Genomic DNA, 20,926 nt, shown 5'->3' on the forward strand with positions numbered 1-20,926 from the left:
GGCATGACGACCGCGGAGAATCCGTTCCTCACCCCGAGCGAGCTGCCGTTCGCACTGCCCGACACCACCCGGATCCGCGACGACCACTACCTGCCGGCCTTCGAGGCCGGGATGGCGCAGCAGCGGGCCGAGGTGGCCGCGATCGTCGGCGCCGGCGAGCCGACGTTCGAGAACACGGTGGCCGCGCTGGAGCGGTCCGGCGCGGTGCTGGACCGGGTGTCGGCGCTGTTCTTCACCCGGGTGTCGGCGCACACCTCGCCCGCTGTCCAGGAGATCGAGGCCCGGGTCGCGCCGCTGCTCGCCGCACACGCCGACGCGATCCGGCTCGATCCCGAGCTGTTCGCCCGGATCGACGCGCTGCACACCCGCCGGGACGCACTCGGGCTCGGCGCCGAGTCGCTGCGGCTGCTGGAGCGGCACCACCGGGACATGGTCCGGGCGGGTGCGCAGCTCGGCCCGGCCGAGCAGGCCCGGCTGCGGGAGCTGAACGAGGAGCTGTCCGGGCTGACCACGGCGTTCGGCGCGATGCTGCTGGCCGGGGCGAACGCGGCCGCGGTGCACGTCACCGACCGGTCCCGCCTCGACGGGCTCTCCGAGGACGCGGTCGCCGCCGCCGCGGCGGCCGCCACCGACCGCGGGTACGACGGCGGCTGGCTGCTCACCCTGGTGTTGCCGACCGGGCAGCCCGCGCTCGCCTCGCTGACCGACCGGGACCTGCGTGCGGAGCTGCACCGTGCGTCGGTCTCCCGCGGGCAGGGCGGCGAGCACGACACCCGGGAGACGGTGCTGCGGATCGTGCGGGTGCGCGCCGAGCGGGCGCGGCTGCTGGGCTACCCGGACCACGCGTCCTACGTGATCGACGACGCGACCGCCGGGACCGCCCTGGCGGCCCGGGAGATGCTGGAGTCGCTGGTTCCCGGCGCCGTCGCGAACGCCGACCGGGAGCTGGCCGGCCTGGCCGAGCTCGCCGGGGACGGGCTCGAACCGTGGGACCGGGCGTTCCACGCCGAGCGGTACCGCCGCGAGCGGCTCGCCGTCGACGACGCCGCGCTGCGGCCCTACCTGGAGGCCGAGCGGGTGATCACCGACGGCGTGTTCCGGGCCGCCGGGGAGCTCTACGGCATCCGGTTCGCCGAGCGCACCGACCTGCCCGCCTACCACCCGGACGTCCGCTGGTGGGAGGTCAGCGACGACTCCGGCACGGTGCTGGGGCTGTTCGGCGCCGACCTGTGGGCGCGGTCCTCGAAGCGCGGCGGGGCCTGGATGAACTCGCTGGTCGCGCAGTCGTCGCTGCTCGGGACGACGCCGGTGGTGCTGAACACGCTGAACCTGGGCAAGCCGGCCGCCGGTGAGCCGGCGCTGCTGTCGCTGGACGAGGTCCGGACGCTGTTCCACGAGTTCGGGCACGCCCTGCACGGGCTGTTCTCCGACGTCGAGTACCCGACGTTCTCCGGTACGTCGGTGCCGCGCGACTTCGTCGAGTTCCCCAGCCAGGTCAACGAGATGTGGCTGGAGGACCCGCAGATCCTGGCGTCGTTCGCCCGGCACCACGCGACCGGCGAGCCGTTGCCGGCCGAGCTGCTCTCGGCGGCGCTCGCCGCCCGCGGCTACGGGGAGGGCTTCGCGACCACCGAGTACCTGGCCGCGGCGCTGCTGGACCAGGCGTGGCACCGGCTGACCCCGGAGGAGGCCGAGGCGGTGGTCGACGTCGGCGCGTTCGAGCAGCAGGCGCTGGAGGCGGCCGGGATCGCGCACCCGCTGGTCCCGCCGCGCTACCGCACGACGTACTTCAATCACGTCTTCGGCGGCAGCGGGTACGCGGCGGCCTACTACTCCTACATCTGGGCCGAGGTGCTCGACGCCGACACGGTCGCCTGGTTCGGCGAGCACGGCGGGCTGCGCCGGGAGAACGGCGACCGGTTCCGTCGCGAGGTGCTGTCCCGCGGCGGCTCGGTGGACGCGATGACGGCGTATCGCACGTTCCGTGGCAGGGACCCGCGGATCGAGCCGCTGCTCGCCCGGCTCGGCCTCGCGGACGACTGAACGGCTTCCCCCGCCATCCGATGGGGAGCGCCGGATGGCGGGGGAGTGGCCGGTGCGACGTCAGGAGTACATGCGCATCCAGGCGACCCGCATCTCACTCGGCGCGGGCGCGCCCCCGCCGGGGAAGTAGTCCAGCTGGATCGCGGCGTGCATCGGGCCCGGCGGCAGTGTCTGCGGGTCCTCGGAGCGGAACCACTCCTCGCCGTTGACGTAGCCGATCACCGCGTTCGGGGTCCACTCGACGGCGTAGTTGTTCCACTGGGTGATGTCGAGCGTGCGGGTCGCGTCGACCTGGGAGTTGTCCGACCCGTAGTGCAGGAAGAACGACACGTCGTCGCTGGCGCTGGTGGTCTCGGCGAAGTCGATCTCACCGCCGCGCGGCCACTCGATCTCGCTGGGCCACAGCAGGATCACCGGGTGGTACTGCCGGTCCCCGGCGGGGAACTGGGCGCGCACCTCCCACTTGCCGTACTGGCGCGGGGTGCCCCAGGCGATGCCGCCGGTGTTGCCCTGCGAGTCGCCGCGGATCACCAGGTTGCCGTCCTCCACGGACACCGCGTCCGGGGTGCGGCGGCCCTGACCGTCGTGGCCGGCGCTGTCGTAGGCGGACCAGCCGTTGCCCAGGCTCGAACCGGTGAACTCGTCGCCGCCGGCCGCCTGCCAGCCCCGGGCCAGCGCCGCCTGTACGCCGTCGCCGGCGACCTGGGGGGCGCTCGCAGCGCCGGGAGCGGCGCGGTTGCCGGAGCCGTCGGCGGCGGCATCGCCCCCGCCGCCCCCGCCCGCGGGCGCCTGCTGCCGGTCGGTGCCGGCGCGGGCGCGTTCCCGGGCGCGCTGCTCGGCGGCCTCCCGGGCGGCGATCGCCTCGCCGATCCGGTCGGTCGCACCCAGCGCGGCGTCGCCCAGGGCGGTGCCGCCGCCGGAACCGACCGCCGGGTTGGTGGCGAGTGTGCTGCCCGAGACCGACCGGCGCGACGAGTCGTCGATCAACGCGGTGCTGAGCGACGGGTCCTCGGTGCCGGGCTGGAGCAGCGTGAGCACCATCGTCGCGGCCAGGATCGCGGCGGCTCCCACACCGAGTGGTGCCAGCCGGCGGAACCGGGAGCGGCGCGCCGAGGCGGCGCGGTCGATCTCGATCACGGTCGAGTCGCCGCTGCTCCTGCCGCCACTGCCGCTGCCGCTGCCACCGTCGCCGGCGGGCCGGTCGTCCGGCTCGTGCAGTTCGGCGATGGCGAGCGCGGTCGCGGTGCCGCCCGCTGCGCGGCGGTGCCGCCCGGACGCCGTCACCGGGGCGTCCTCGAGCAGGGTCGCCACGGAGACGGCCGAGGCTGCCGCGGGGTCGGCATGCCTGCCCCGGTCGAAGTGCACAGAGGGGGAGCTGTGCTCTGCGGCGACCCGCTCGATCAGGTCGCGGGGGTCGACCTGATCAGCCGCAGCGGAACTCTTCCGTCGCATGATCGAGGACTCTATGTAGCGTGACCGAGTGTGAACAGACTCGCTGAGAAGGGTGGTTGCCTCTCCGCGCCGACAGGTAGCGAATCAGCGGCGATCTGCGAAATTCGACCAAATCGGCAGCATCTCTGCGCCGAACGGCGGAGTAAGGGTCTCAGGTTCACCCGTTCGACCTACGGAGACCCCCCGTGTCGCACCGTTAGCCGATTGTGACCGGCTACCGGTCGCGGGAGGGTGGCACCGATGTGCTCCCCGCCTTCTCGAACTCGACCGTCCGTGCCGTGAACGACCACGCTCCCCGCGCCGTCGTCTCCCGTCCCTCGATCCCGGCGCCGCGCTCCCCGTCGCGGCCGCTGACCGTCGTACTCGCCCTGCCGCCGTCCGCCGGTTCGGCCTCGCTCGGGCGTGGTCTGCGCCAGGACCTCGCCGCAGAGGGGCTCGATCTCGCGGTGGCCGCCGACGGGATGGAGGTCCTCGACGTGGTGCGGGCCGGCACCGCCGATCTCGTGGTGCTCGACCTGGAGCTGCCCGGGCCCGACCCGATGGTGCTGCTGGGTGCGGTGCAGGCCGAGTCGCCACCGACACCGGTGATCGCCGTCGTCCCGCGGGAACGGCGGGCCGGTGTGCTCGGGCTGCTGCGCGGCGACCGGGACGACTTCCTGATCCGTCCGTTCGTGCCCGACGAGCTGGCCGCGCGGATCCGGCTGCGGTTGCGTGCCGCGGTCGGCCTGCCCGCACCGACGGTGCTCGGCCAGGGCGGGGTGTCGGTTGACGTGGACTCCGGTCAGGTGTTCGCCGACGGCCGCCGGATCGCGCTCTCGCCCACCGAGTACGCGCTGCTGCTGGCGCTCGCCGAGCGATCCGGCGAGGTCGTCACCCACGACGAGCTCGCGCGTCGTGCCTGGTCGGAGCCGGTGTCGGCGAACCTGGTGCAGGTCTACATCTCCTACCTGCGGCGCAAGATCGGCCCCGAGCGGATCCGCACCGTCCGCGGCACCGGTTACCAGCTGGAGGGGTGATTCAGAGCGCGAACGCGGTGGCGACGTCGAGCAGGGCGTCGTTCTCCTGCGGGGTGGAGACGGTGACCCGGACGCCGTCCGAGACGAACGGGCGCACGATCACCTTCTGCTCGGCGCAGTGCGCGGCGAACTCCGCGGCCCGCTCGCCGAGCGGCAGCCAGACGAAGTTGGCCTGACTGTCGGGTACGACGAAGCCGTTGTCCCGCAGCGCAGCTGCTACCCGGTCCCGCTCGCGCACGACGTCGGCGCAGCCGGCCAGGATCTCCGCGCTGTGCTCCAGTGCTGCGATGGCGCCGGCCTGGGCGACCGCACTGATGCTGAACGGCGGGCATACCTTGCGCAGCGCTGTCGTCACCTCGGCGGACCCGAGCGCGTAGCCGACCCGCAGGCCGGCCATCCGGTACGCCTTGGAGAAGGTCCGCAGCACCACCAGGTTCGGGTACTCGTCGAGCAGCGGCCGCCCGGAGACCGCGTCCGGATCGGTGACGTACTCGGCGTACGCCTCGTCGAGCGCCACCAGCACGTCGGGGCCGACGGCGGTGAGGAAGCGCACGAACTCGTCGCGGTGCACCGCGGGCCCGGTCGGGTTGTTGGGGCTGCACACGAACACCAGCCGGGTCCGCTCGGTGACGGCGGCGGCCATCGCGTCCAGGTCGTGCCGGAAGTCCGCGGTGAGCCCCACCGTGCGGACCGCGGCCGCGCCGATCTGGGTCACGATCGGGTACGCCTCGAACGAGCGCCACGCGAACAGCACCTCGTCGCCGGGGCCGAGGCAGGTGGCCTGCACGAGCTGCTGGCAGATCGTCACCGATCCGCAGCCGACGGCGATCCGCTCCGGCCCGAGGTCGTACGCCGCGGCCAGCCGGTCGGTCAGCTCGACCACCCCGAGATCGGGGTAGCGGTTGGCTCCGGCGGCGGCCCGCGCGATCGCCTCGAGCACCGGCGGCGCAGGCGGTTCGGTGACCTCGTTGCTGGCCAGCTTGATCGCCCCGGGAACCGTCCGGCCCGGCACGTAGGCGGGCAGAGTGTCCAGATCGGGACGGATCGGCGTCATGTGGGCAACGGTAACCGGCGGGGGTCGAAACGCGGACGCCTGCTCTGGTTGAGTGACGCCCATGACGACGGGCATCCGGATCGAAGGCGTTCCGCTGACGGACGGGGGAGAACTCCGGCTCAGCATCGCCGAGCCCGATGGCCCGGTGCGCGGTGGTGTCGTCGTGCTGCACGAGGCACGTGGGGTCACCCAGATCGTCCGGGGGATCGTCGACCGGCTCGCCGAGGACGGCTGGCTGGCCGTCGCACCGCACCTCTACCGCGGCGACGACGACTCCGAGGCCGGTGACGACGAGCAGGACGACGCGCAGATCGAGAAGAAGGTCGGCAGCCTGACCCTCCAGCAGGTGATGGACGACTGCGACACGACGTTCGGCTGGCTCGCCGACACCGGGATCGAGGCCGACCGGATGGGAGTGCTCGGATTCGACCTCGGTGGCACGGTCGCGTTGCAGGTCGCGGCCCGGCGCAGGTTCGGCGCGGCGGTCACGGTCGCCGGGGAGGGCATCGAGTCGTCGCCGTCGTCGAGCGTCTCGGCGCTGGTCGCGGCCGCACCCGACCTGAGCTGCCCGTGGCTGGGGATCTATTCCGAGGCCGACGGCGACGCCGTCGAGCGGCTGCGGGCCGCCGCGGAGTCCTCCGGGGTCGCGACCGACGTGGTGGTCTACCCGAACACCGGGCACCGGTTCGACGACGACCCGGAGTCGGCCGCCGAAGCCTGGCAGCGGGTCCTGAACTGGTTCGACTCGCACCTGCGCTGACTCGGGAGCCAACCCGGCGAGGCCTTCGGGGACCTTCCCGGCCGACGGTGACCGCCGTGCCGGCGGGCGCGGCCGGGTGTGGCGCACCCCCAGTGCGTGCGCCGGGATGTGGTGCGCGACCACTGGTGCCGGGCGGGCTCGGTCAGGGAAGCTGAGGCCATGGCGTCAGTGCAGACCGTGACCGATCCGGAGACCCCCGAGCTGCTGTGGCGCCCGGACCCGGAGCAGGTGCCGCACACCGAGATCGTGCGGTTCGCGACGTGGGCCCGTGACGAGCGTGGCGCACCGATCGGCGACGTCACCGAGTACCGGCAGCTGCACGAGTGGTCGGTCTCGGACCTGGAGGGCTTCTGGGGTGCGGTCGCCGAGTTCTCCGGTGTGCTGTTCCACGACCGGCCCACCGCCGTGCTCGGCTCCCGGGACATGCCGGGGGCCGAGTGGTTCCCCGGTTCCACGCTGAACTACGCCGAGCACGCACTGACCCCGGGCCCCGGCCGGGCCGACGCCGACGTGGCGATCGAGTTCGTCCGGGAGGACGGTCTGACCCGCACCGTCACCCACGCCGAGCTGCGCGACCAGGTCGCCCGCGCCCGGGCCGGGCTGGTCCGGGCCGGTGTCGGGCAGGGCGACCGGGTCGTCGCCCTGGCGCCGAACTCGGTCGAGACGCTGGTCGCGTTCCTGGCGGCGGCGAGCCTGGGCGCGATCTGGTCGTCGTGCTCGCCGGACTTCGGTGCCCGCGCGGTGCACGACCGCTTCGCCCAGATCGAGCCGACGGTGCTGGTCGCCGTCGACGGCTACCGCTACAACGGCAAGGGCTTCGACATCCGGTCCAACGTGGCGTCGCTGCAGCAGCAGATGCCCTCGCTGCGGGAGACGGTCCTCGTCCCCTACCTGGATCCGGACGCCACGCTCGACGGGACGACGCCGTGGAGCGCGTTCACCGCGGAGACCGGCCCGCTGGAGTTCACGCCGGTCCCGTTCGACCACCCGCTGTGGGTGCTCTACTCCTCGGGCACGACCGGCCTGCCCAAGGGCATCGTGCACGGCCACGGCGGCATCGTGCTGGAACACCTCAAGGCGATGCGTCTGCAGCACGGCCTCGGGCCGGGGGATCGGTTCTTCTGGTTCACCACCACCGGCTGGATGATGTGGAACTTCCTGGTCGGCGGGCTGCTGGCCGGGTCCACGATCGTGCTGTTCGACGGCAGTCCCGGCCATCCCGACCTGAACGCGCTGTGGGCGCTGGCCGCGAAGTACCGGGTGTCGCTGTTCGGGGTGTCCGCGCCGTACGTGCAGTCCTGCATGAAGGCCGGCCTGCGTCCCGGCGAGGACAACGACCTGTCCGCGCTGCGCGCGCTGGGCTCGACCGGCGCCCCGCTCTCGGTCGAGGGATTCCGCTGGATCGGTGAGGCGGCCGGGAGCCACATCCAGATCTGCTCGGTGTCCGGTGGCACCGACGTGTGCGCGGCGTTCCTCGCCTCGGCCCCGACCGTGCCGGTGTGGCTGGGGGAGCTGTCCTGCGCGGCGCTGGGCGCCGACGTCCGGTCCTTCGCCGAGGACGGCACCGACCTGCTCGACGACGTCGGCGAGCTGATCATCACGAAGCCGACGCCGTCGATGCCGGTGATGTTCTGGAACGACCCGGACGGCAGCCGCCTGCGCGAGGCCTACTTCGAGGACTTCCCCGGCACCTGGCGGCACGGCGACTGGGTGCGGCGGACCCCGCGCGACTCGTTCGTCATCTACGGCCGCTCGGACTCGACGCTCAACCGCGGCGGCGTCCGGATGGGGACCGCGGACTTCTACTCGGTCGTGGAGGGCTTCGAGGGCGTCGCCGACTCGCTGGTGATCGACACCACCGCGCTGGGCGCCCGCGAGGAGGGCGCGCTGCTCTGCTTCCTCGTGCCGGCGCCGGGGTACGCGCTCGACGACGTCGAGCCCGCTCTGCGGACGGCCCTGCGCAAGGAGCTCTCGCCGCGGCACGTGCCGGACCGGTTCATCGTCGTGGACTCGGTGCCGCGCACGCTGAACGGCAAGAAGTGCGAGGTGCCGGTCAAGAAGATCCTGTCCGGGACGCCGCCGGAGAAGGCGGTCTCCGCAGGTGCGCTGCAGAATCCCGAGTCGCTGAACCCGTTCGTGGAGCTGGCGGAGCGCTGAGTGGAACCGGCCGGGGCCCCGGGTGGGGACCCCGGTTCGACGCCCGGGAGGCGCCGTGTAGTGTTGTCCTCGCTGGTGGCCGTAAGGCACCGAGGAGGCTTCGCCTAGTCTGGTCTATGGCGCCGCACTGCTAATGCGGTTTGGGGTAACCCCCCATCCCGGGTTCAAATCCCGGAGCCTCCGCAGCGGCACGGCGGGCACGATCGGATCCGGCGGGTCGACAACTGAATGAGTAGGCGCCCGTAGCTCAACGGATAGAGCATCTGACTACGGATCAGAAGGTTAGGGGTTCGAATCCCTTCGGGCGCACCAGACAAGATCTAGCCCTGACCAGCACGAACGGTCGGGGCTAGATCTTTTCCAGCGGCCGGAAGTGGATCTCTGGCCACGGTCTTGGCCACAAACGTTGTTAGCTTCCGCGCCATGGACGAGCGAAGCACCGGTGAGCCGACGACGTGGCGGGATCCGTCGGCACGGGAACGGTTGGCAGGCTCGAGTCTCAGCCGGCACTGATCCGAGCACCGGCGAGCGGATCATCCTTCACGAGACGGTGCCGATCGCGGAGGCTCGTACGAAGGCCGCCCGCGAACGCGCCGAACGTGATGCGGACAGAGAGGCCGAGAAGATCCTCACGCGGCTTCAGGCCGAGGTCGACTCTCTGAAGGTTGGCCGCACGAAGGCGACGGTGGACGCTCTCCTGGACCGCTGGATGGCGCAGCACGAGATCGACCCGACCACTCACATGACGTACGACGCCCAGATCCGGCTGTACATCAAGCCCCGGCTGGGCGACGTCCCGCTCGTGCTCTTCATTCGCGGGGCCGCCGAGCGGGTCGAGCCGTTCTACGCCCACCTCCGACGCTGCCGCGGCCTCTGCAACGGCAAGCCTCTCATCGAGGCCCACGTCGCGGACGGTTCACACGACTGTGTCGCGGACGGGTGCCGACCTCATGTCTGCAAGCTCTACGCCGCATCCAGTGTCCGTTCGATCAACGCCATCCCGTCCGGTGCCTGCACGGCCGCAATCCGCTGGGGATGGATCGGGGTCGCCCAGGGCCCGGTCGACTCCTGACCTATGAGGACAGTCTCCCGCTGGATGGATCAGCAATCCGCTCCCGAGGAAGTTCCGCACAGGGGTGGAGGAGGTTCAGGTCGACCGGAGGCAGAACGGGTGCCCGGCCGGGCTGGCGTAGACGCGGCTACCCGCCGGGCCGGCAGGGTCGACGTCGTCCAAGGGTTGCAGTCGACGCCCACCCGCCCGGAGTGCCCGCCGGTCGGCGGCCATGAGGTCGTCCGTCGCCAGGTCCACGTGCATCTGCTGGGAGACGCCGCCCGGCCAGCCCGGCTGAACGTGCCCAGGCGCCAGCTGGATGACGACCACGGGAAGCCCTTCGACCTGCAGGAAGTGGTGGGTCGGGGTTCTGGTGAGGGAGCCACCCAGCAGTTGGTGCCAGAACTCGCTCTCGGGCTCCAATTCGGCTGCGTCGATGATCACTGAAACAAGTCTGGTCGTCATGGTCGTCCTTCGTGCTCTGTCGGTACCGGGCTCACACCATCGGGAGGATTCCGCCGTCGACCCGGAACTCGGCTCCCGAGAGCCATCTCGCGCGATCCGAGGCCAAGAACGCGATCATCTCCGCGACGTCCTCGGGATCACCGGGCCGGCCCATCGGTAGGTCCAGGTGGTTCACGATCTGCTGCTTCACCTCCTCCACACCGATGCCCTGCTGCTCGGCCATCGTCTGCAGATGAGCCAACGCGCCGTCGGTGATCACGAAGCCCGGCAGGACGCACACCACTCGCACCCCGTGCCCGCCGACCTCGGTCGCGAGCTCGCGGCTGTAGGCGTTGAGCGCTGCTTTCGCCGCCGCATAGGACGCCTCGCCGCGCTGCGGGAGGCGGCTCGCGATCGACGACACGTGCACGACCACACCGGACCCGCGCTCGACCATCCCCGGCACCAGCGCCCGGTCGAGCCGCACCGCCGCGAGCAGGTTCATGTCCAGATCCGAGACCCACGACTCGTCGGACCGCGCCAGGGTCGGGGCCGGCCCACTGGCGGCACCCGCGTTGTTGACCAGAATGTCCACGCCGCCGATGCTGTCGAGGACTCGGCGCCCCAGGTCCTCAACATCTTGCTCGGTGGCCAGATCCGCCCGGATGAACGTGGCCGGCAGGTCCGCCGGGGGCGCACTGCGCGATGCGGTCACCACCTCTGCCCCGGCCCCGGCGAACCGACGGACGGTGGCTTCACCCAAACCCCGGCTGCCGCCGGTGACCAACACTCGGAGGCCGCTGAGCCCCTCGTCGCGAACCGTCATGGTGCAACTCCTTCACCGGGTAATATGAACCGGACTCCGGATACGCTAGCTCAACATGAACCCGACTCACCTTAGGGGTGGCCTTGCCCTCGTCACGTCCCCTGCGTGCTGACGCCCGCCGCAACCGGGAGAAGCTCCTGGCTGCGGCTCGGGAGGCATTCCTCACCGGCGATGCAGAGGCCAACGTGGACGAGATCTCCCGGCGGGCCGGTGTGGCGGTCGGGACGCTCTACCGCCACTTCGACACGCGCGAGGCTCTCGTGGAGGAGGTCTACCGCCACGAGGTCGACGAACTGTGCGCCGCGGCTGTGCCCCTGAGCGACATCCACCCCCCTGACGAGGCGCTGCGCCGCTTCCTGCTCCTGCTCGTGGAGCACGCCGCCGTGGGCAGGGGGATGGGCATCGCGCTGGAGAGCATCATGGCCACGGAGTCACCGGTCTTCGACGACGCCCGGGCGCAGATGGCTCACGCCCTCGACCAGCTGCTCGAGGCGGCTGCAGCGGCCGGCGCCGTTCGCGGTGACGTCGGTGGGCGCACGGTTCTGCGTGCGCTGGGGGGCGTGTGTGGCTTGCGCACGGTGGACGGCTGGCAGCACGAAGCCGTGCGCATCACCATGATCTTCTTCGATGGCCTCCGGTATCGCGCGCAGAGTTCCGGTTGAAGCGACGCCAGCTCGATTAGGCAACGCACAGCACCCGCTATTCGTCGTTGGCAACACCAGAGGCATGGAGCGCCGGTCAGCGTGAGTCGTGCTGCCGGGTGGTCAAGTCCTGTGGCGTGGTGTGTGACGGCTGACGCGTGATCTTGCTGGGGCAGGCGCTCAGCGCCGGGATCGTCGGGGTGGGCGGGGTCTCCTCGGTGGTCGGGGTGGGGTCGGTGCACGCACCGGCGGACCGGGTCATCGACGGTCTCGAAGCCGAGTTCCCGGCCGCGGCCGCGCATCTGGACCACGCACAGGGGGACCTGCCGGCCTTCGCGGTGTTCCCGCGCGAGGTCCGGCGACAGATCTGGTCGAACAACCCCCAAAAGCGGCTGAACAAAGAAATCCGGCGCCGCACCGACGTCGTCGGGATCTTCCCGGATCGCGCCGCGGTCGTCCGGCTGGTCGGCGCCGTTCTGGCCGAGCAGACCGACGAGTGGACCGAAGGACGGCGCTACATCGGCCTCGACGCACCGGCCAAGGCCCGGGCCGCGCTCACACCACCCGAGGCCGAAGCAGTCGAGCAGGAGGTGATGACTACAACCGCGATCACCGCCTGGATCGACCGATGAAGGCTCACGAGGGGCCGTCTTCATCCACCACGTCAGCCGACGTGACCCCCTCGTACTCACGGCGAGCCCAGCCTCAGTTGATCTCTGACCACGGTCTTGGCCACCAACTGCGTCCTACTGCTGCCCGTGTTGCCCTATCCAGTCGCCGGCCGATCCACTTCTGCCCGTGTCGCCGCTCATGCCCACGTGGTACGGCAACTACGGATCAGAAGGTCTGGGGTTCGAGGTCGATCACGATCCACGAACACTGCTCGCGTCCTCCAGCTGTGAGCTGAACCAGTTCACGAGGATCCCGTCCACGGCCCGCGCGGCCGGGGTCTGCGGCGCGGGCTCGAGGCCCGGCTCCTCGGCGAGGGGATGGGCGAGGCCCGGCACCGTCACCAGCCGGGCGTCGCCGTGCCGGGTGCGCACCGCGGCCTGCAGTGCCTCGGCGTCGGCGCGCAGGGCGGGATGGTCGTCCTCGCCGCTGACGATCAGCAGCGGTGGCCGGTCGGCGAGCTCGCCGGCTCGGGCGACGAAGTCCAGCTCGTCCGCGACCCGGTCGGCCTCCGGGGTCCAGCGGTAGGGCCGGCCGGCGAGCCCCTCGACGAGGGGGACGACCGAGCGCAGTCGCACAGCCGGATTGACCAGCGCGGCGGCCCGGACCGGGACCTCGCCGGCGGTCAGGGCACGCAGGACCACGGCACCACCCAGGGAGCCGCCGAGCAGGCTGACCGGGCCGTCGTCGGTGGGCAGCTGTGCGCGCAGATCGGTGACCACGTCCGGGAGTTCGGCGGCGGCCTGCCGGGTGAACGGGGCGAGGAAGGACAGGAGCACGTCGTCGCGGGCCAGGGCGATGGCTGCGTCGAGGCTCCCGTCGACCATCCGGGCGCCGCACATGGGCATGGCCAGGTGGACCCGCCAGGCCGGCACGGTGCTCATCGGGAGCGCTGCGGCGAAGGCGGCGTCGGTGCGCGGCGCGTCGAGCATGTGCCAGGTCAGCAGGAGCGGCGCCGGCCCGTCGATCCCCTCGGGCGCCAGCGCGGTGAACGGAACCCCTGCGGCGGTGCCGGTGTGGGCCGTCATGCTTGTCCTCCTCGGGGCGGACTGCGGTAGTCGCCACAGGACGGTAGGGGCGTCGAACCGGTCCGGCGGTGCCGGTTCGCCGGTGGGCGAAGCGTCTGCTGTGAGCGAACCCGGTGGTGGTCAGGTGTCGTCGAGGGCATCGACGGCCGCGCGCAGCTCACTCTTTCGGGTGTCATTCCTCCTGGGGGAGAGACGATCCGCCGCTGCCCGTGCCCCACGGGTACGACGCGGAGCGGCCGCGGCGAGAGGAGCAGAGACCATGAGCAGTGCCGACGCAGCCGGCCACGACGCCCCTGACGCCACTCGGCTGATCACGTTGCTACGGGCCGCGCGCTGTTCGCCGGCCGATGCCCAACGAGTCTTCGCGGAGCGAGCAGCAGCTGCGCTCAGCGCGACGGCTACCGGGGACAGATAGCGTCGAGCGATCCGTCCCCCTCGGGGCCCGCGCGGCGAGCCGGGCCGGACACGGTCCCTGGCCGGTTCAGCACAACTCCCACCTGCTGAGCGCATCGTCGAGCGGGCGCGGCTCGTCGCTGCTCCAGGCGACGTGTCCGTCGGGGCGCAGCAGGACGGCGGCCGGCGTCAGATCGGCAGCGTCGTCGACGACGTGGTCGACCTGGCCGTCCCGATTCCGGATCGACCGGGTCCCGTCCCGGTCGAGGAGCAGCCAGCGTCCCTCTCGCATGAGTTCGTAGAGGCGGCCTCGCGACAGCGGAAGGTCCGCGAGCCGCCTGCCGACCAGGTCGGCCTCGGATCCGAGGTCGTAGCGGATGTCGATCGAGGCGATGCGGGCGGTCAGGTAGGAGTTGACGTCGTCGAATTCGAGCAGGCGCCCGAGCAGGCGGCGAACCGCCTGCGTCCCGGGGTCCGCCGAGATCAGCGCGCTCTGCGCGCGCGTCAGCGACAGCACGTCGGCCGCAACCGGATGCCGCTCGTCGTGGTAGGTGTCCAGCAGGTCGGGCGCCGCCCGGTGACGGACGACCGCCGCGAGTTTCCATCCGAGGTTGAAGGCGTCCTGGATGCCGAGGTTGAGCCCCTGCCCGCCGAGCGGGGGATGAACGTGTGCGGCGTCGCCGGCGAGCAGGACCCGGCCGACGCGGTACCGCTCGGCGAGGCGGGTGGCGTCGGTGAACCGGGTGAGGGCGCGCGGCGAGTGGGCTCCGAAGTCGGTTCCGGCCACCTCCCGCAGCCGGGCTCGGAAGTCGTCGAAGGACGGCCCGGTCGTCCGATCCTCGGACACCGACGCCGCGGGCACGACGGCTCGGAAGTGCCCCTCCGGCGCCGGGCCGATGCCGAAGCCCAGCTGGGATCTGCGGATCTCGTTCGACACCGCTGCCACCTCGTCGGACGGCATCGTGACCTCGACCTCGCCGAGCAGCCACTCCCTGGTCGCGGCGTCGCCGGGGAAGCCGACCCCGAGCGTGCGCCGGACCAGGCTGCGCCCGCCGTCGCAGCCCACGGCCCATGAGCAACGCACGGCGGAGCCGTCGGCCGGCGTGATGGTGACCGTGTCGTCGTCCTGGACGATCTCGACTGCCTCGGCACCTCGGCGGATCTCGGCACCGGTTTCGGTCGCGGCCTCGGTCAGAAGCCGATCGGTGAGGGGCTGCGGGATGCCGAGGATGTAGCCGTGGGCGGTGGCAGGGTCCCGGGGTGGCGGCGCGGCGATCCCGGCCAGGCTCCCGAGACCGGGGTGCACGGTTCCGGCCGCGAGAAAGCGGTCCAGCAGACCACGCTGGTCGAGGATCTCGACGCTGCGGGCGTGCAGGCCGAGTGAGCGCACCAGGGTGGTCGGCTCCTCGTCGCGTTCGAGCACGAGGACGCGGACGTCGTGCAGTCGCAGTTCTCGTGCGAGCAGCATGCCCGTCGGGCCGCCGCCGACGATGACGACGTCGTAGTCGGTGTCGTTCTGTGCCACGGCGCAGATCCTGCGCCCGGTGGCGGGTCTTGTGGCAAGCCCCCCACCAGGCAATACTGTGAAACGGGGCAGGGACCGCGCCGTGGTGCGCACTCAGGAGCGATGGTCCTCGGCCCGTGAGCGTCGATCCCCCTGGGAGTCGGCGGGCCGACTGTCCCGGCGGCTCCCGGCGAGGCCGGGGCCGGTCGCGGCGACGAATCTTGCCGGTCAGCTGTTCGCGGGTGCCCCGCCCCGGGCGGCCTGCTCGGCGGAGGCGTTGACGACCTGGACCTTGTCGCCCTGGGCGAGGTCGTTGAAGAACGCCTCGGCCTCGGGCAGGTCCAGCTTCACGCAACCGGCGGACGCGCGCTCGCGGTCGCCACCGTGGAAGGCGACGCCGCCGTCGGCGAAGAAGACCGACCACGGCATCGGTGCCGGGTTGCCGTCGGGTCCGTTGAACTCCCCGCTGACATGGTCCTTGTTCTTGCGGTAGACGCGGAACGAGTGCCCCACCGGGGTCTCCTGCCCGGCGCCGCCGGACGCGATCGGTACCGGCCCGCGGGTCACCTTGCCGTCGCGGATCAGCCAGGCCCGCTGCGACTCCAGATCGACGCACGCCCGGGTCGAGACCGAGCACGGGGTGCCGGGGGTGAGCGCCTCGGCGTGCGCCTGCCGGGCCACGTCACCCTGCTCGACCTCGGCCAGCGCGGTGCCGGCCAGGCCGATGCCCGCCACCGCCACCACGGCGGCGACGATCTTGGCTCGGCGGGTTCGCCCGGCCGTGCGGTTCACCATCGGTACTCCTGTTCGCAAGCGTCGTCCGTCGCTGCTGCTGCGCCACTCGGGGTAACGATGCTCGGCATCGTCCGTAACCTATGACGCACGGCCCGAGGGAAGGTTGTCACCCCTCGGGATCGGGTGTGGCTGTGCGTGACGCGAGCGCCGAGCTGCATCGCCCGTGGGGGCGACCGGTGGCCGGCCGGTCGGCCGCTCGGAGGCGGCCGCTAGCCTCGGACCCGTCGGAGGGAGTGCACGTGCGGCGAATCGCCCGGTGGTCCACCGCGATCGCGGTCGTCGTGCTCACCGTGCTCGCGGCCGGCGTGCTGGCCGCCGGGCCGGGATTCGCCGAGGCTCCGGTTGCCGCGGTCGCCGCCGGGGAGCATTCCCACGAGTGCCACGGCGCCCCTCTGCAGGACGTCCACCACTCCGCGGCAACACCGGTCCGCGGTGCCGACGCCGAGCTCCCGCTCGTCGCGCCGGGCCCGATCCTGGGCTGCCTGCTGCCCGCTCCGGTGCGCACCCCGGAGCGCGGTGCGTCCGATCCCGCGCCGGTCGTGGGGTCCCGTGTCTCCAATGCTGATCTGCAGGTCTTCCGGATCTAGGCGCTGCTGCGTGCCCGTTCGCCCGCAGCCCCTGACAGATTCGGGATACCCGTATGCCGTCGTGTCCGACCCTGCTCTCCGCCCTGCCCACTGCCCTGCCGGTTCCGCCCGCGGGGACCGGTGGAGCGCTGTTCGCGCTCGCCGCCGGCGCGCTCGTCGCCGGTGCCCAGACCAGCTATGACGAACTCGCACCCCCGGTCCTCGACGCCGAGGTCCGCCCCGTCGCGGTGCTGTCCTTCCAGCCGATCACGAGCACGGCCGGGTCCGCCGGATCGGTGAACGATGCCGACCTGCCGGCGGCGGCCACGTCCGACGACCTCGCCGCGCTGGCCAAGGGCGCCCGCGCCGGGGAGGAGGCACAGCGGCGGTCCACCCTGCTGTCCCGGGCACGTGCCGAAGGAGCCCCCGCGGCCGCGATGGACGGCGACGAGGTGACGGTGCAGCCGGTCTCAGGCCGGATCACCTCGACGGCGGGCCCGCGCTGGGGATCCACGCACTACGGCCTCGACATCGCCAATCGGATCGGAACCCCGATCTTCGCCGTCGCCGACGGCGTGGTGGAGAAGTCCGGGCCGGCCGGCGGCTTCGGCCTGTGGGTGGTGCTCCGGCACTCCGACGGGTCCCGCTCGGTCTACGGGCACATCAACCAGGCGTTCGTCACCGCCGGCGAGCAGGTGTCGGCGGGGGACCGGATCGCCGAGGTCGGCAACCGTGGCCAGTCCACCGGTCCGCACCTGCATCTGGAGATCCGGCAGGGATCGGTGTCCGGGGACAGGGTCGACCCCGCCGGATGGCTTCGCGAACGCGGCCTGGAGCCGGCCGGATGAGGCGGCGAGTGGCCCGGGGCCGGATCTCGGATCGGCGGCAGGCACGGGTCCCGGCCGGATCCGCGCGGCGTCGGGACCGACCACCCCGGAGCCGGCTGCCCGGTCCACGGAGCCGGGTCGCCCCGTCGTCAGCCCGGCGGCGGACCGGGCCTGGTGATCACCGCCGCTCGACCGGCCGCCCACACGGGTGGTGAGAGCGGCCGCCATGCCTCGCCCCGATGTCTCGTCACGACCGCGGCGGTCGGTGGACCGCCACCTACGAAGGGCCCACATGTCCCGAACAGCCCGCAAGCGCCGCAACCCGACCCTGCCCACGACGGGTGGGATGTCGAACCGGAAGTTCTCGCTCATCATCATCGCCGTCTTCGTCGTCTGCGTCGGCGTGCTGTTCGGCATCAGCCGCTACGGCGCCGAGGACCCCTCCGACCCGGCCGCCGCGGCGTCGATCGCGGTCCGCGACAACAGCCTGCGCCTGTCCGGTGCGCCCGGCGCCACCGTCGACTTCGTCGAGTTCCTCGACTTCGAGTGCGAGGCCTGCGCCGCCGCCCACCCGGCCGTCGAGCAGCTCCGCGCCGACTACGCCGGCCGCGTCAACTTCGTCATCCGCTACTTCCCGATCGCCAGCCATGCCAACGCCGAACGCGCGGCGCGGGCGGTCGAGGCCGCCGCTCAGCAGGGTGCGCTGGAGCCGATGTACAAGCGGATGTTCGAGACCCAGATCGAGTGGGGCGAGCAGCAGGTCCCGATGGACGAGCGCTTCCGCGGCTACGCCCGCGATCTCGGCCTGGACCTGGCGCGCTTCGACGCGACCTACGACGACCCGGCGACGATGGAGCGGATCGACGCCGACCGCCAGGACGGCTACACCCTCGGGGTGCGGGGGACCCCGACGTTCTTCGTCAACGGCGAGCGGCTCGAACCGGAGTCCCTCGACGACCTGCGTCGCGCTCTCGACGATGCGCTCGCCGGGAGCTGAGCGCGGGCGGGTCGCGCGGCGCGGGGCAGGCAGGTCGTCGACGACACGCTGCGCGGTGCCGGATGCCGGATTCGTGTGCCCGCCCCGCCGCCGGCCTCCGCGGGTGGGAGGGTCAGTCGAACGAGATGTGCACGTGGTCCTCGTGGTTCGCGGTCGCGCCGCCGCGGTCCTCCATCGTCTCCCAGCCGCTGCCGGTGTCGATCCGCTGCCGGTAGATCACGTAGCTGATGCCCAGCTCGTCCATGTTCTGGCGGGCGTAGGTGGCCAGGCGCTCGCCGGAGGCCCCGTCGGCCATGAAGTCGAGTGCCTTGCCCGCGGGGTGGTCCGAGGCGTTGGAGCGTCCGGCGACGCCGAGCACCGTCTCGATCCCGAACATGCACCGCAGTTGCTCGCCCGCGGCGGCGGTGGACGCGGCCACCGCACCGAATCCGTCGCTGCCGGCGGCGCAGCTGCCCGGTCCGACGTCCGCCGCCGGGGTGCTCTCCTCCTGCGATGCCGCCGCGGAGGCAGCCTCGTCGGCCGCGCGGCGGGCCGTCACCGCGTCGTCGAGGGCGCCGGTCGCGGCACCGACGACGGCGTCGACGTCGAGCGGCGGTGGTGGGTCGGCCAGTGCGCGGGCCGCACCGTCGTCCGGACCGGCGACGGTGGGAGCCGGAGCGACGGACTCGGCCACCGGCTCGGTCGGCGACGTGGCGAACGCCCGCAGCGCGAGCTGCTCGACGTGCACGGTGTCGTCGCCGAGCGCGACGTGCCCGGCGACGAGTCCGCCGCCGACGAGCGCCGAGGTCAGCACGCCGACCGCGCCCGCGCTGTGGCGCCCGGTCCGGGGCGGACCCGGCCGCTGGTGCAGGCGGGGCGCGGTGGGCCGGCTCGGGGAGCGCCGGGCGCGAGTCGCGCGGTCGGTCGGGTGAGGCCTCGGCACGGTCGGTCCTTCCTCGGAAGGGTCGGTGATCGACCGGAGGAGCCGGCGCCGCACAGTGGGGGAGCGGGACGTCGGCGGCCCTGCTGGGGACCAGGGTCGTGACCATTCCGAGACCGATCGTACGGCGCCCTCCGCGCGGCTCCGGCCTCCTGTGCGGATCGCGCGGTGACCGGTCGGTACCGCGGCGGGACCGGTGCCTCGATCTCCCGCACCCCGCGCGGAACAAGCATCCCGATGGGCGATCAGCGGCACCCGTCCGGCGCGGTGCTCGCGATGACCCGGCGGCTCACGCCGCCTCGCGCACCACCCCGGCGGCGCCCGCGCGGCTCCGTGCCCGTCGGGCGGTCATCGGCGTGCCTCGTACCGCACCGGTCCGGCCTCTCCTCGTGCGCATGCACATGACGGTGGCGGATCGGTGGGCCGATGCACAGCCGTCCGTGAAGTGGACGTCGGCGGTCGGATCTCTTGACGGGACCTTCACAGCCGGAATATTTTGACTAGACGTAAGGACAAATTTGGCACCGTGCGGTACGGGATCGGAAGACGGGTGAGGGGTCCCGGGGTGAGTCCGCGGGGTGTGTCATCGAAGGGATCGATGCCGGTGAACCGACGATGGCCTGACGAGCGCGCCGCCGGCAGCGACACCCCGGACGATCCCGGTGTGTCGCCGGAGTGCCGCCCCGCGATCCCGGAACAGGCCTGGCCTGCGGGTGACACGGATCCCGCCGCCGAGCTGCTCGAGGCGTGGGCGCGGTTCCGGCGGGGCCCGGGCCGGTTCGCCTGATGTCACCGGTGACCGGGGGCATGGTCACCCACCGGGTGCGCGGCCGTCGGGTATCGACGAGTTCGCTGTGTCGGGATGATCGGTCCCGGCCGGCGAGTCGAGCGGCTCGTCGAGCCGGACGATCAGGCCTCGGGCAACCGTCATCCCCGGTCGGTGCGAGCCCGTGCATCGTCCCGGATCACCGCGCGCCCGTGCGGGTCGACGAACCCGCCGTGCAACCGCTGGTTGTGGGCGTGTCCGAGGTGGTGGGTGGTGAAGGCGGCCTCCACGGCCGACCGCTGTCCCTGAAGATCCAGGCCCTGGTTGACGGCGCGCTTGGCCAGCCGCAGGCCGAACGGTGGACGGGTCGCGATCCGGCGGGCGAGCTCCAGGGTGGCGGTTTCCAGCCGGTCGCCCGGCACGACCCGGTTGACCATCCCGATGGCGTGCGCCTCCTGGGCGCTGATCCGCTCCCCGGTGAACAGCATCTCCTTCGCCCGCCGGGCGCCGAGCTCCCAGAGATGGGTGAAGTACTCGGCCCCGTTCATGTCGAACGCGACGACCGGATCGACGAAGCTGGCGTCCTCGGCGGCGACGATCAGGTCGCACGGCCACACCAGCATCAGTCCGGCACCGATCACCCGGCCGCGCACCTCGGCGATCGTCGGCCGGGGAATGTCCCGCCAGCGCAGGCACAGCCCGGTGAACAGCTCCTCCTCGGTGGCGAACCAGCTCTCCGCACCCGGTGCGCCGAACCCGCCGGTCAGCGTGCGGGGTTGCACATCGGCCATCGACCAGTCGGTATCCAGGTCGTGCCCGGCGGAGAAGTCCGGGCCGTCGGCCGCCAGGATGATCACCCGGACCCGCTCGTCGGCGAGTGCACGCCGATAGGCGTCGTCGAGTGCGTGCAGCAGCGCCCGGTCCTGGGCGTTGCGCTTCTCCGGGCGGGCGAGGACCACCCGGGCGATCGCGGGCTCCGGCTGCTCGTAGCGGACGGTGTCGGCCATGGGGTCCTCCG

At 72.4% G+C, this 20,926-nt stretch carries 19 protein-coding genes, 2 tRNA genes and 1 pseudogene; 13 read left to right on the forward strand and 9 right to left on the reverse strand.

Translation table 11 applies throughout. The annotated features are described in order from the left end of the window. The first annotated feature begins 3 nt into the window (after window positions 1-3). Window positions 4-2,043: a M3 family metallopeptidase gene (locus Pdca_RS01225; RefSeq protein ID WP_085911926.1), complete on the forward strand. Its 2,040-nt coding sequence runs from the start codon at window positions 4-6 to the stop codon at window positions 2,041-2,043. A 60-nt stretch (window positions 2,044-2,103) separates the two neighbouring features. Here Pdca_RS01225 and Pdca_RS01230 read toward each other — a convergent pair whose 3' ends face one another. Beyond that, window positions 2,104-3,495 carry a glycoside hydrolase family 16 protein gene (locus Pdca_RS01230; RefSeq protein ID WP_125911193.1) on the reverse strand — a complete coding sequence of 464 codons (1,392 nt, stop codon included), beginning with the start codon at window positions 3,493-3,495 and terminating at the stop codon, window positions 2,104-2,106. 278 nt (window positions 3,496-3,773) lie between these two features. On the opposite strand from Pdca_RS01230, the gene Pdca_RS01235 reads away from it, so the two are divergent. Continuing rightward, window positions 3,774-4,511, forward strand: coding sequence for a response regulator transcription factor (locus Pdca_RS01235; protein ID WP_085912018.1), 738 nt, complete (start codon window positions 3,774-3,776; stop codon window positions 4,509-4,511). Window position 4,512: 1 nt separating this feature from the next. Here the strand turns inward: Pdca_RS01235 and hisC are convergent, their stop codons facing one another. Beyond that, window positions 4,513-5,565, reverse strand: coding sequence for a histidinol-phosphate transaminase (hisC, locus tag Pdca_RS01240; RefSeq protein WP_085911924.1), 1,053 nt, complete (start codon window positions 5,563-5,565; stop codon window positions 4,513-4,515). A 61-nt stretch (window positions 5,566-5,626) separates the two neighbouring features. Here hisC and Pdca_RS01245 point away from each other — a divergent pair, with 61 nt between their 5' ends. The 5 genes from Pdca_RS01245 to Pdca_RS01265 all read left to right on the forward strand — a co-directional run bounded on the left by Pdca_RS01245 (window position 5,627) and on the right by Pdca_RS01265 (window position 9,554). Beyond that, entirely contained in the window at window positions 5,627-6,325 is a 699-nt protein-coding gene (locus tag Pdca_RS01245) for a dienelactone hydrolase family protein (RefSeq protein ID WP_085911923.1), read from the forward strand. Window positions 6,326-6,484: 159 nt separating this feature from the next. Then, on the forward strand, window positions 6,485-8,482 hold the full coding sequence (locus Pdca_RS01250) for an acetoacetate--CoA ligase (RefSeq protein WP_085911922.1): 1,998 nt from the start codon (window positions 6,485-6,487) through the stop codon (window positions 8,480-8,482). Between the two features lie 93 nt (window positions 8,483-8,575). Next, window positions 8,576-8,665: transfer RNA gene (locus tag Pdca_RS01255), tRNA-Ser, on the forward strand. A 53-nt stretch (window positions 8,666-8,718) separates the two neighbouring features. Beyond that, window positions 8,719-8,794 (forward strand) — tRNA-Arg (locus Pdca_RS01260). A gap of 238 nt (window positions 8,795-9,032) precedes the next feature. After that, on the forward strand, window positions 9,033-9,554 hold the full coding sequence (locus tag Pdca_RS01265; RefSeq protein ID WP_085911921.1) for a hypothetical protein: 522 nt from the start codon (window positions 9,033-9,035) through the stop codon (window positions 9,552-9,554). Window positions 9,555-9,629: 75 nt separating this feature from the next. Here Pdca_RS01265 and Pdca_RS01270 read toward each other — a convergent pair whose 3' ends face one another. Both Pdca_RS01270 and Pdca_RS01275 read right to left on the reverse strand, forming a co-directional pair. Beyond that, window positions 9,630-9,977 (reverse strand): VOC family protein, encoded by a 348-nt coding sequence (locus Pdca_RS01270; RefSeq protein ID WP_232021361.1) that lies wholly within the window; start codon window positions 9,975-9,977, stop codon window positions 9,630-9,632. A 52-nt stretch (window positions 9,978-10,029) separates the two neighbouring features. Continuing rightward, window positions 10,030-10,803 carry an oxidoreductase gene (locus Pdca_RS01275; protein WP_085911919.1) on the reverse strand — a complete coding sequence of 258 codons (774 nt, stop codon included), beginning with the start codon at window positions 10,801-10,803 and terminating at the stop codon, window positions 10,030-10,032. A gap of 77 nt (window positions 10,804-10,880) precedes the next feature. Between Pdca_RS01275 and Pdca_RS01280 the strand changes: the two genes are divergently transcribed. Further along, window positions 10,881-11,465, forward strand: a complete 585-nt coding sequence (locus Pdca_RS01280) for a TetR/AcrR family transcriptional regulator (protein ID WP_211286604.1) — start codon at window positions 10,881-10,883, stop codon at window positions 11,463-11,465. A 263-nt stretch (window positions 11,466-11,728) separates the two neighbouring features. Beyond that, window positions 11,729-12,076, forward strand: a pseudogene (locus Pdca_RS01285) (transposase); the annotation flags it as partial. 231 nt (window positions 12,077-12,307) lie between these two features. Here Pdca_RS01285 and Pdca_RS01290 read toward each other — a convergent pair. The 3 genes from Pdca_RS01290 to Pdca_RS01300 all read right to left on the reverse strand — a co-directional run bounded on the left by Pdca_RS01290 (window position 12,308) and on the right by Pdca_RS01300 (window position 15,833). Beyond that, complete coding sequence (locus tag Pdca_RS01290; protein ID WP_085911918.1) at window positions 12,308-13,141, reverse strand: alpha/beta hydrolase family protein; 834 nt, start codon at window positions 13,139-13,141, stop codon at window positions 12,308-12,310. 481 nt (window positions 13,142-13,622) lie between these two features. Beyond that, window positions 13,623-15,059, reverse strand: a complete 1,437-nt coding sequence (locus tag Pdca_RS01295) for an FAD-dependent monooxygenase (RefSeq protein ID WP_269462830.1) — start codon at window positions 15,057-15,059, stop codon at window positions 13,623-13,625. 207 nt (window positions 15,060-15,266) lie between these two features. Continuing rightward, entirely contained in the window at window positions 15,267-15,833 is a 567-nt protein-coding gene (locus tag Pdca_RS01300; RefSeq protein WP_085911917.1) for a L,D-transpeptidase, read from the reverse strand. Window positions 15,834-16,072: 239 nt separating this feature from the next. On the opposite strand from Pdca_RS01300, the gene Pdca_RS01305 reads away from it, so the two are divergent. The 3 genes from Pdca_RS01305 (at window position 16,073) to Pdca_RS01315 (ending at window position 18,223) form a co-directional block, all read left to right on the forward strand. Continuing rightward, window positions 16,073-16,420, forward strand: a complete 348-nt coding sequence (locus Pdca_RS01305; RefSeq protein ID WP_125911194.1) for a hypothetical protein — start codon at window positions 16,073-16,075, stop codon at window positions 16,418-16,420. A gap of 53 nt (window positions 16,421-16,473) precedes the next feature. Continuing rightward, complete coding sequence (locus tag Pdca_RS01310; RefSeq protein WP_085911915.1) at window positions 16,474-17,247, forward strand: M23 family metallopeptidase; 774 nt, start codon at window positions 16,474-16,476, stop codon at window positions 17,245-17,247. A 271-nt stretch (window positions 17,248-17,518) separates the two neighbouring features. Continuing rightward, window positions 17,519-18,223, forward strand: coding sequence for a DsbA family protein (locus Pdca_RS01315; RefSeq protein ID WP_232021363.1), 705 nt, complete (start codon window positions 17,519-17,521; stop codon window positions 18,221-18,223). A 112-nt stretch (window positions 18,224-18,335) separates the two neighbouring features. On the opposite strand, the gene Pdca_RS01320 is transcribed toward Pdca_RS01315, so the two are convergent. Then, window positions 18,336-19,145 carry a VldE C-terminal domain-containing protein gene (locus tag Pdca_RS01320; protein ID WP_125911195.1) on the reverse strand — a complete coding sequence of 270 codons (810 nt, stop codon included), beginning with the start codon at window positions 19,143-19,145 and terminating at the stop codon, window positions 18,336-18,338. Between the two features lie 601 nt (window positions 19,146-19,746). Here Pdca_RS01320 and Pdca_RS01325 point away from each other — a divergent pair. Next, on the forward strand, window positions 19,747-19,929 hold the full coding sequence (locus tag Pdca_RS01325) for a hypothetical protein (RefSeq protein ID WP_125911196.1): 183 nt from the start codon (window positions 19,747-19,749) through the stop codon (window positions 19,927-19,929). A 140-nt stretch (window positions 19,930-20,069) separates the two neighbouring features. On the opposite strand, the gene Pdca_RS01330 is transcribed toward Pdca_RS01325, so the two are convergent. Further along, complete coding sequence (locus Pdca_RS01330; protein ID WP_085911911.1) at window positions 20,070-20,915, reverse strand: enoyl-CoA hydratase; 846 nt, start codon at window positions 20,913-20,915, stop codon at window positions 20,070-20,072. Window positions 20,916-20,926: the final 11 nt, after the last annotated feature.

This window comes from Pseudonocardia autotrophica, assembly GCF_003945385.1.
GTDB lineage: Bacteria > Actinomycetota > Actinomycetes > Mycobacteriales > Pseudonocardiaceae > Pseudonocardia > Pseudonocardia autotrophica.

Bases quoted from the DNA above. Each gene is read 5' to 3' on its own strand.
- Pdca_RS01300 (WP_085911917.1), bottom strand. From the start codon at position 15,833: ATGGTGAACCGCACGGCCGGGCGAACCCGCCGAGCCAAGATCGTCGCC.
- Pdca_RS01225 (WP_085911926.1), top strand. From the start codon at position 4: ATGACGACCGCGGAGAATCCGTTCCTCACCCCGAGCGAGCTGCCGTTC.
- Pdca_RS01310 (WP_085911915.1), top strand. From the start codon at position 16,474: ATGCCGTCGTGTCCGACCCTGCTCTCCGCCCTGCCCACTGCCCTGCCG.
- Pdca_RS01330 (WP_085911911.1), bottom strand. From the start codon at position 20,915: ATGGCCGACACCGTCCGCTACGAGCAGCCGGAGCCCGCGATCGCCCGG.
- Pdca_RS01245 (WP_085911923.1), top strand. From the start codon at position 5,627: ATGACGACGGGCATCCGGATCGAAGGCGTTCCGCTGACGGACGGGGGA.
- Pdca_RS01230 (WP_125911193.1), bottom strand. From the start codon at position 3,495: ATGCGACGGAAGAGTTCCGCTGCGGCTGATCAGGTCGACCCCCGCGAC.
- Pdca_RS01275 (WP_085911919.1), bottom strand. From the start codon at position 10,803: ATGACGGTTCGCGACGAGGGGCTCAGCGGCCTCCGAGTGTTGGTCACC.
- Pdca_RS01290 (WP_085911918.1), bottom strand. From the start codon at position 13,141: ATGACGGCCCACACCGGCACCGCCGCAGGGGTTCCGTTCACCGCGCTG.
- hisC (WP_085911924.1), bottom strand. From the start codon at position 5,565: ATGACGCCGATCCGTCCCGATCTGGACACTCTGCCCGCCTACGTGCCG.
- Pdca_RS01250 (WP_085911922.1), top strand. From the start codon at position 6,485: ATGGCGTCAGTGCAGACCGTGACCGATCCGGAGACCCCCGAGCTGCTG.
- Pdca_RS01315 (WP_232021363.1), top strand. From the start codon at position 17,519: ATGTCCCGAACAGCCCGCAAGCGCCGCAACCCGACCCTGCCCACGACG.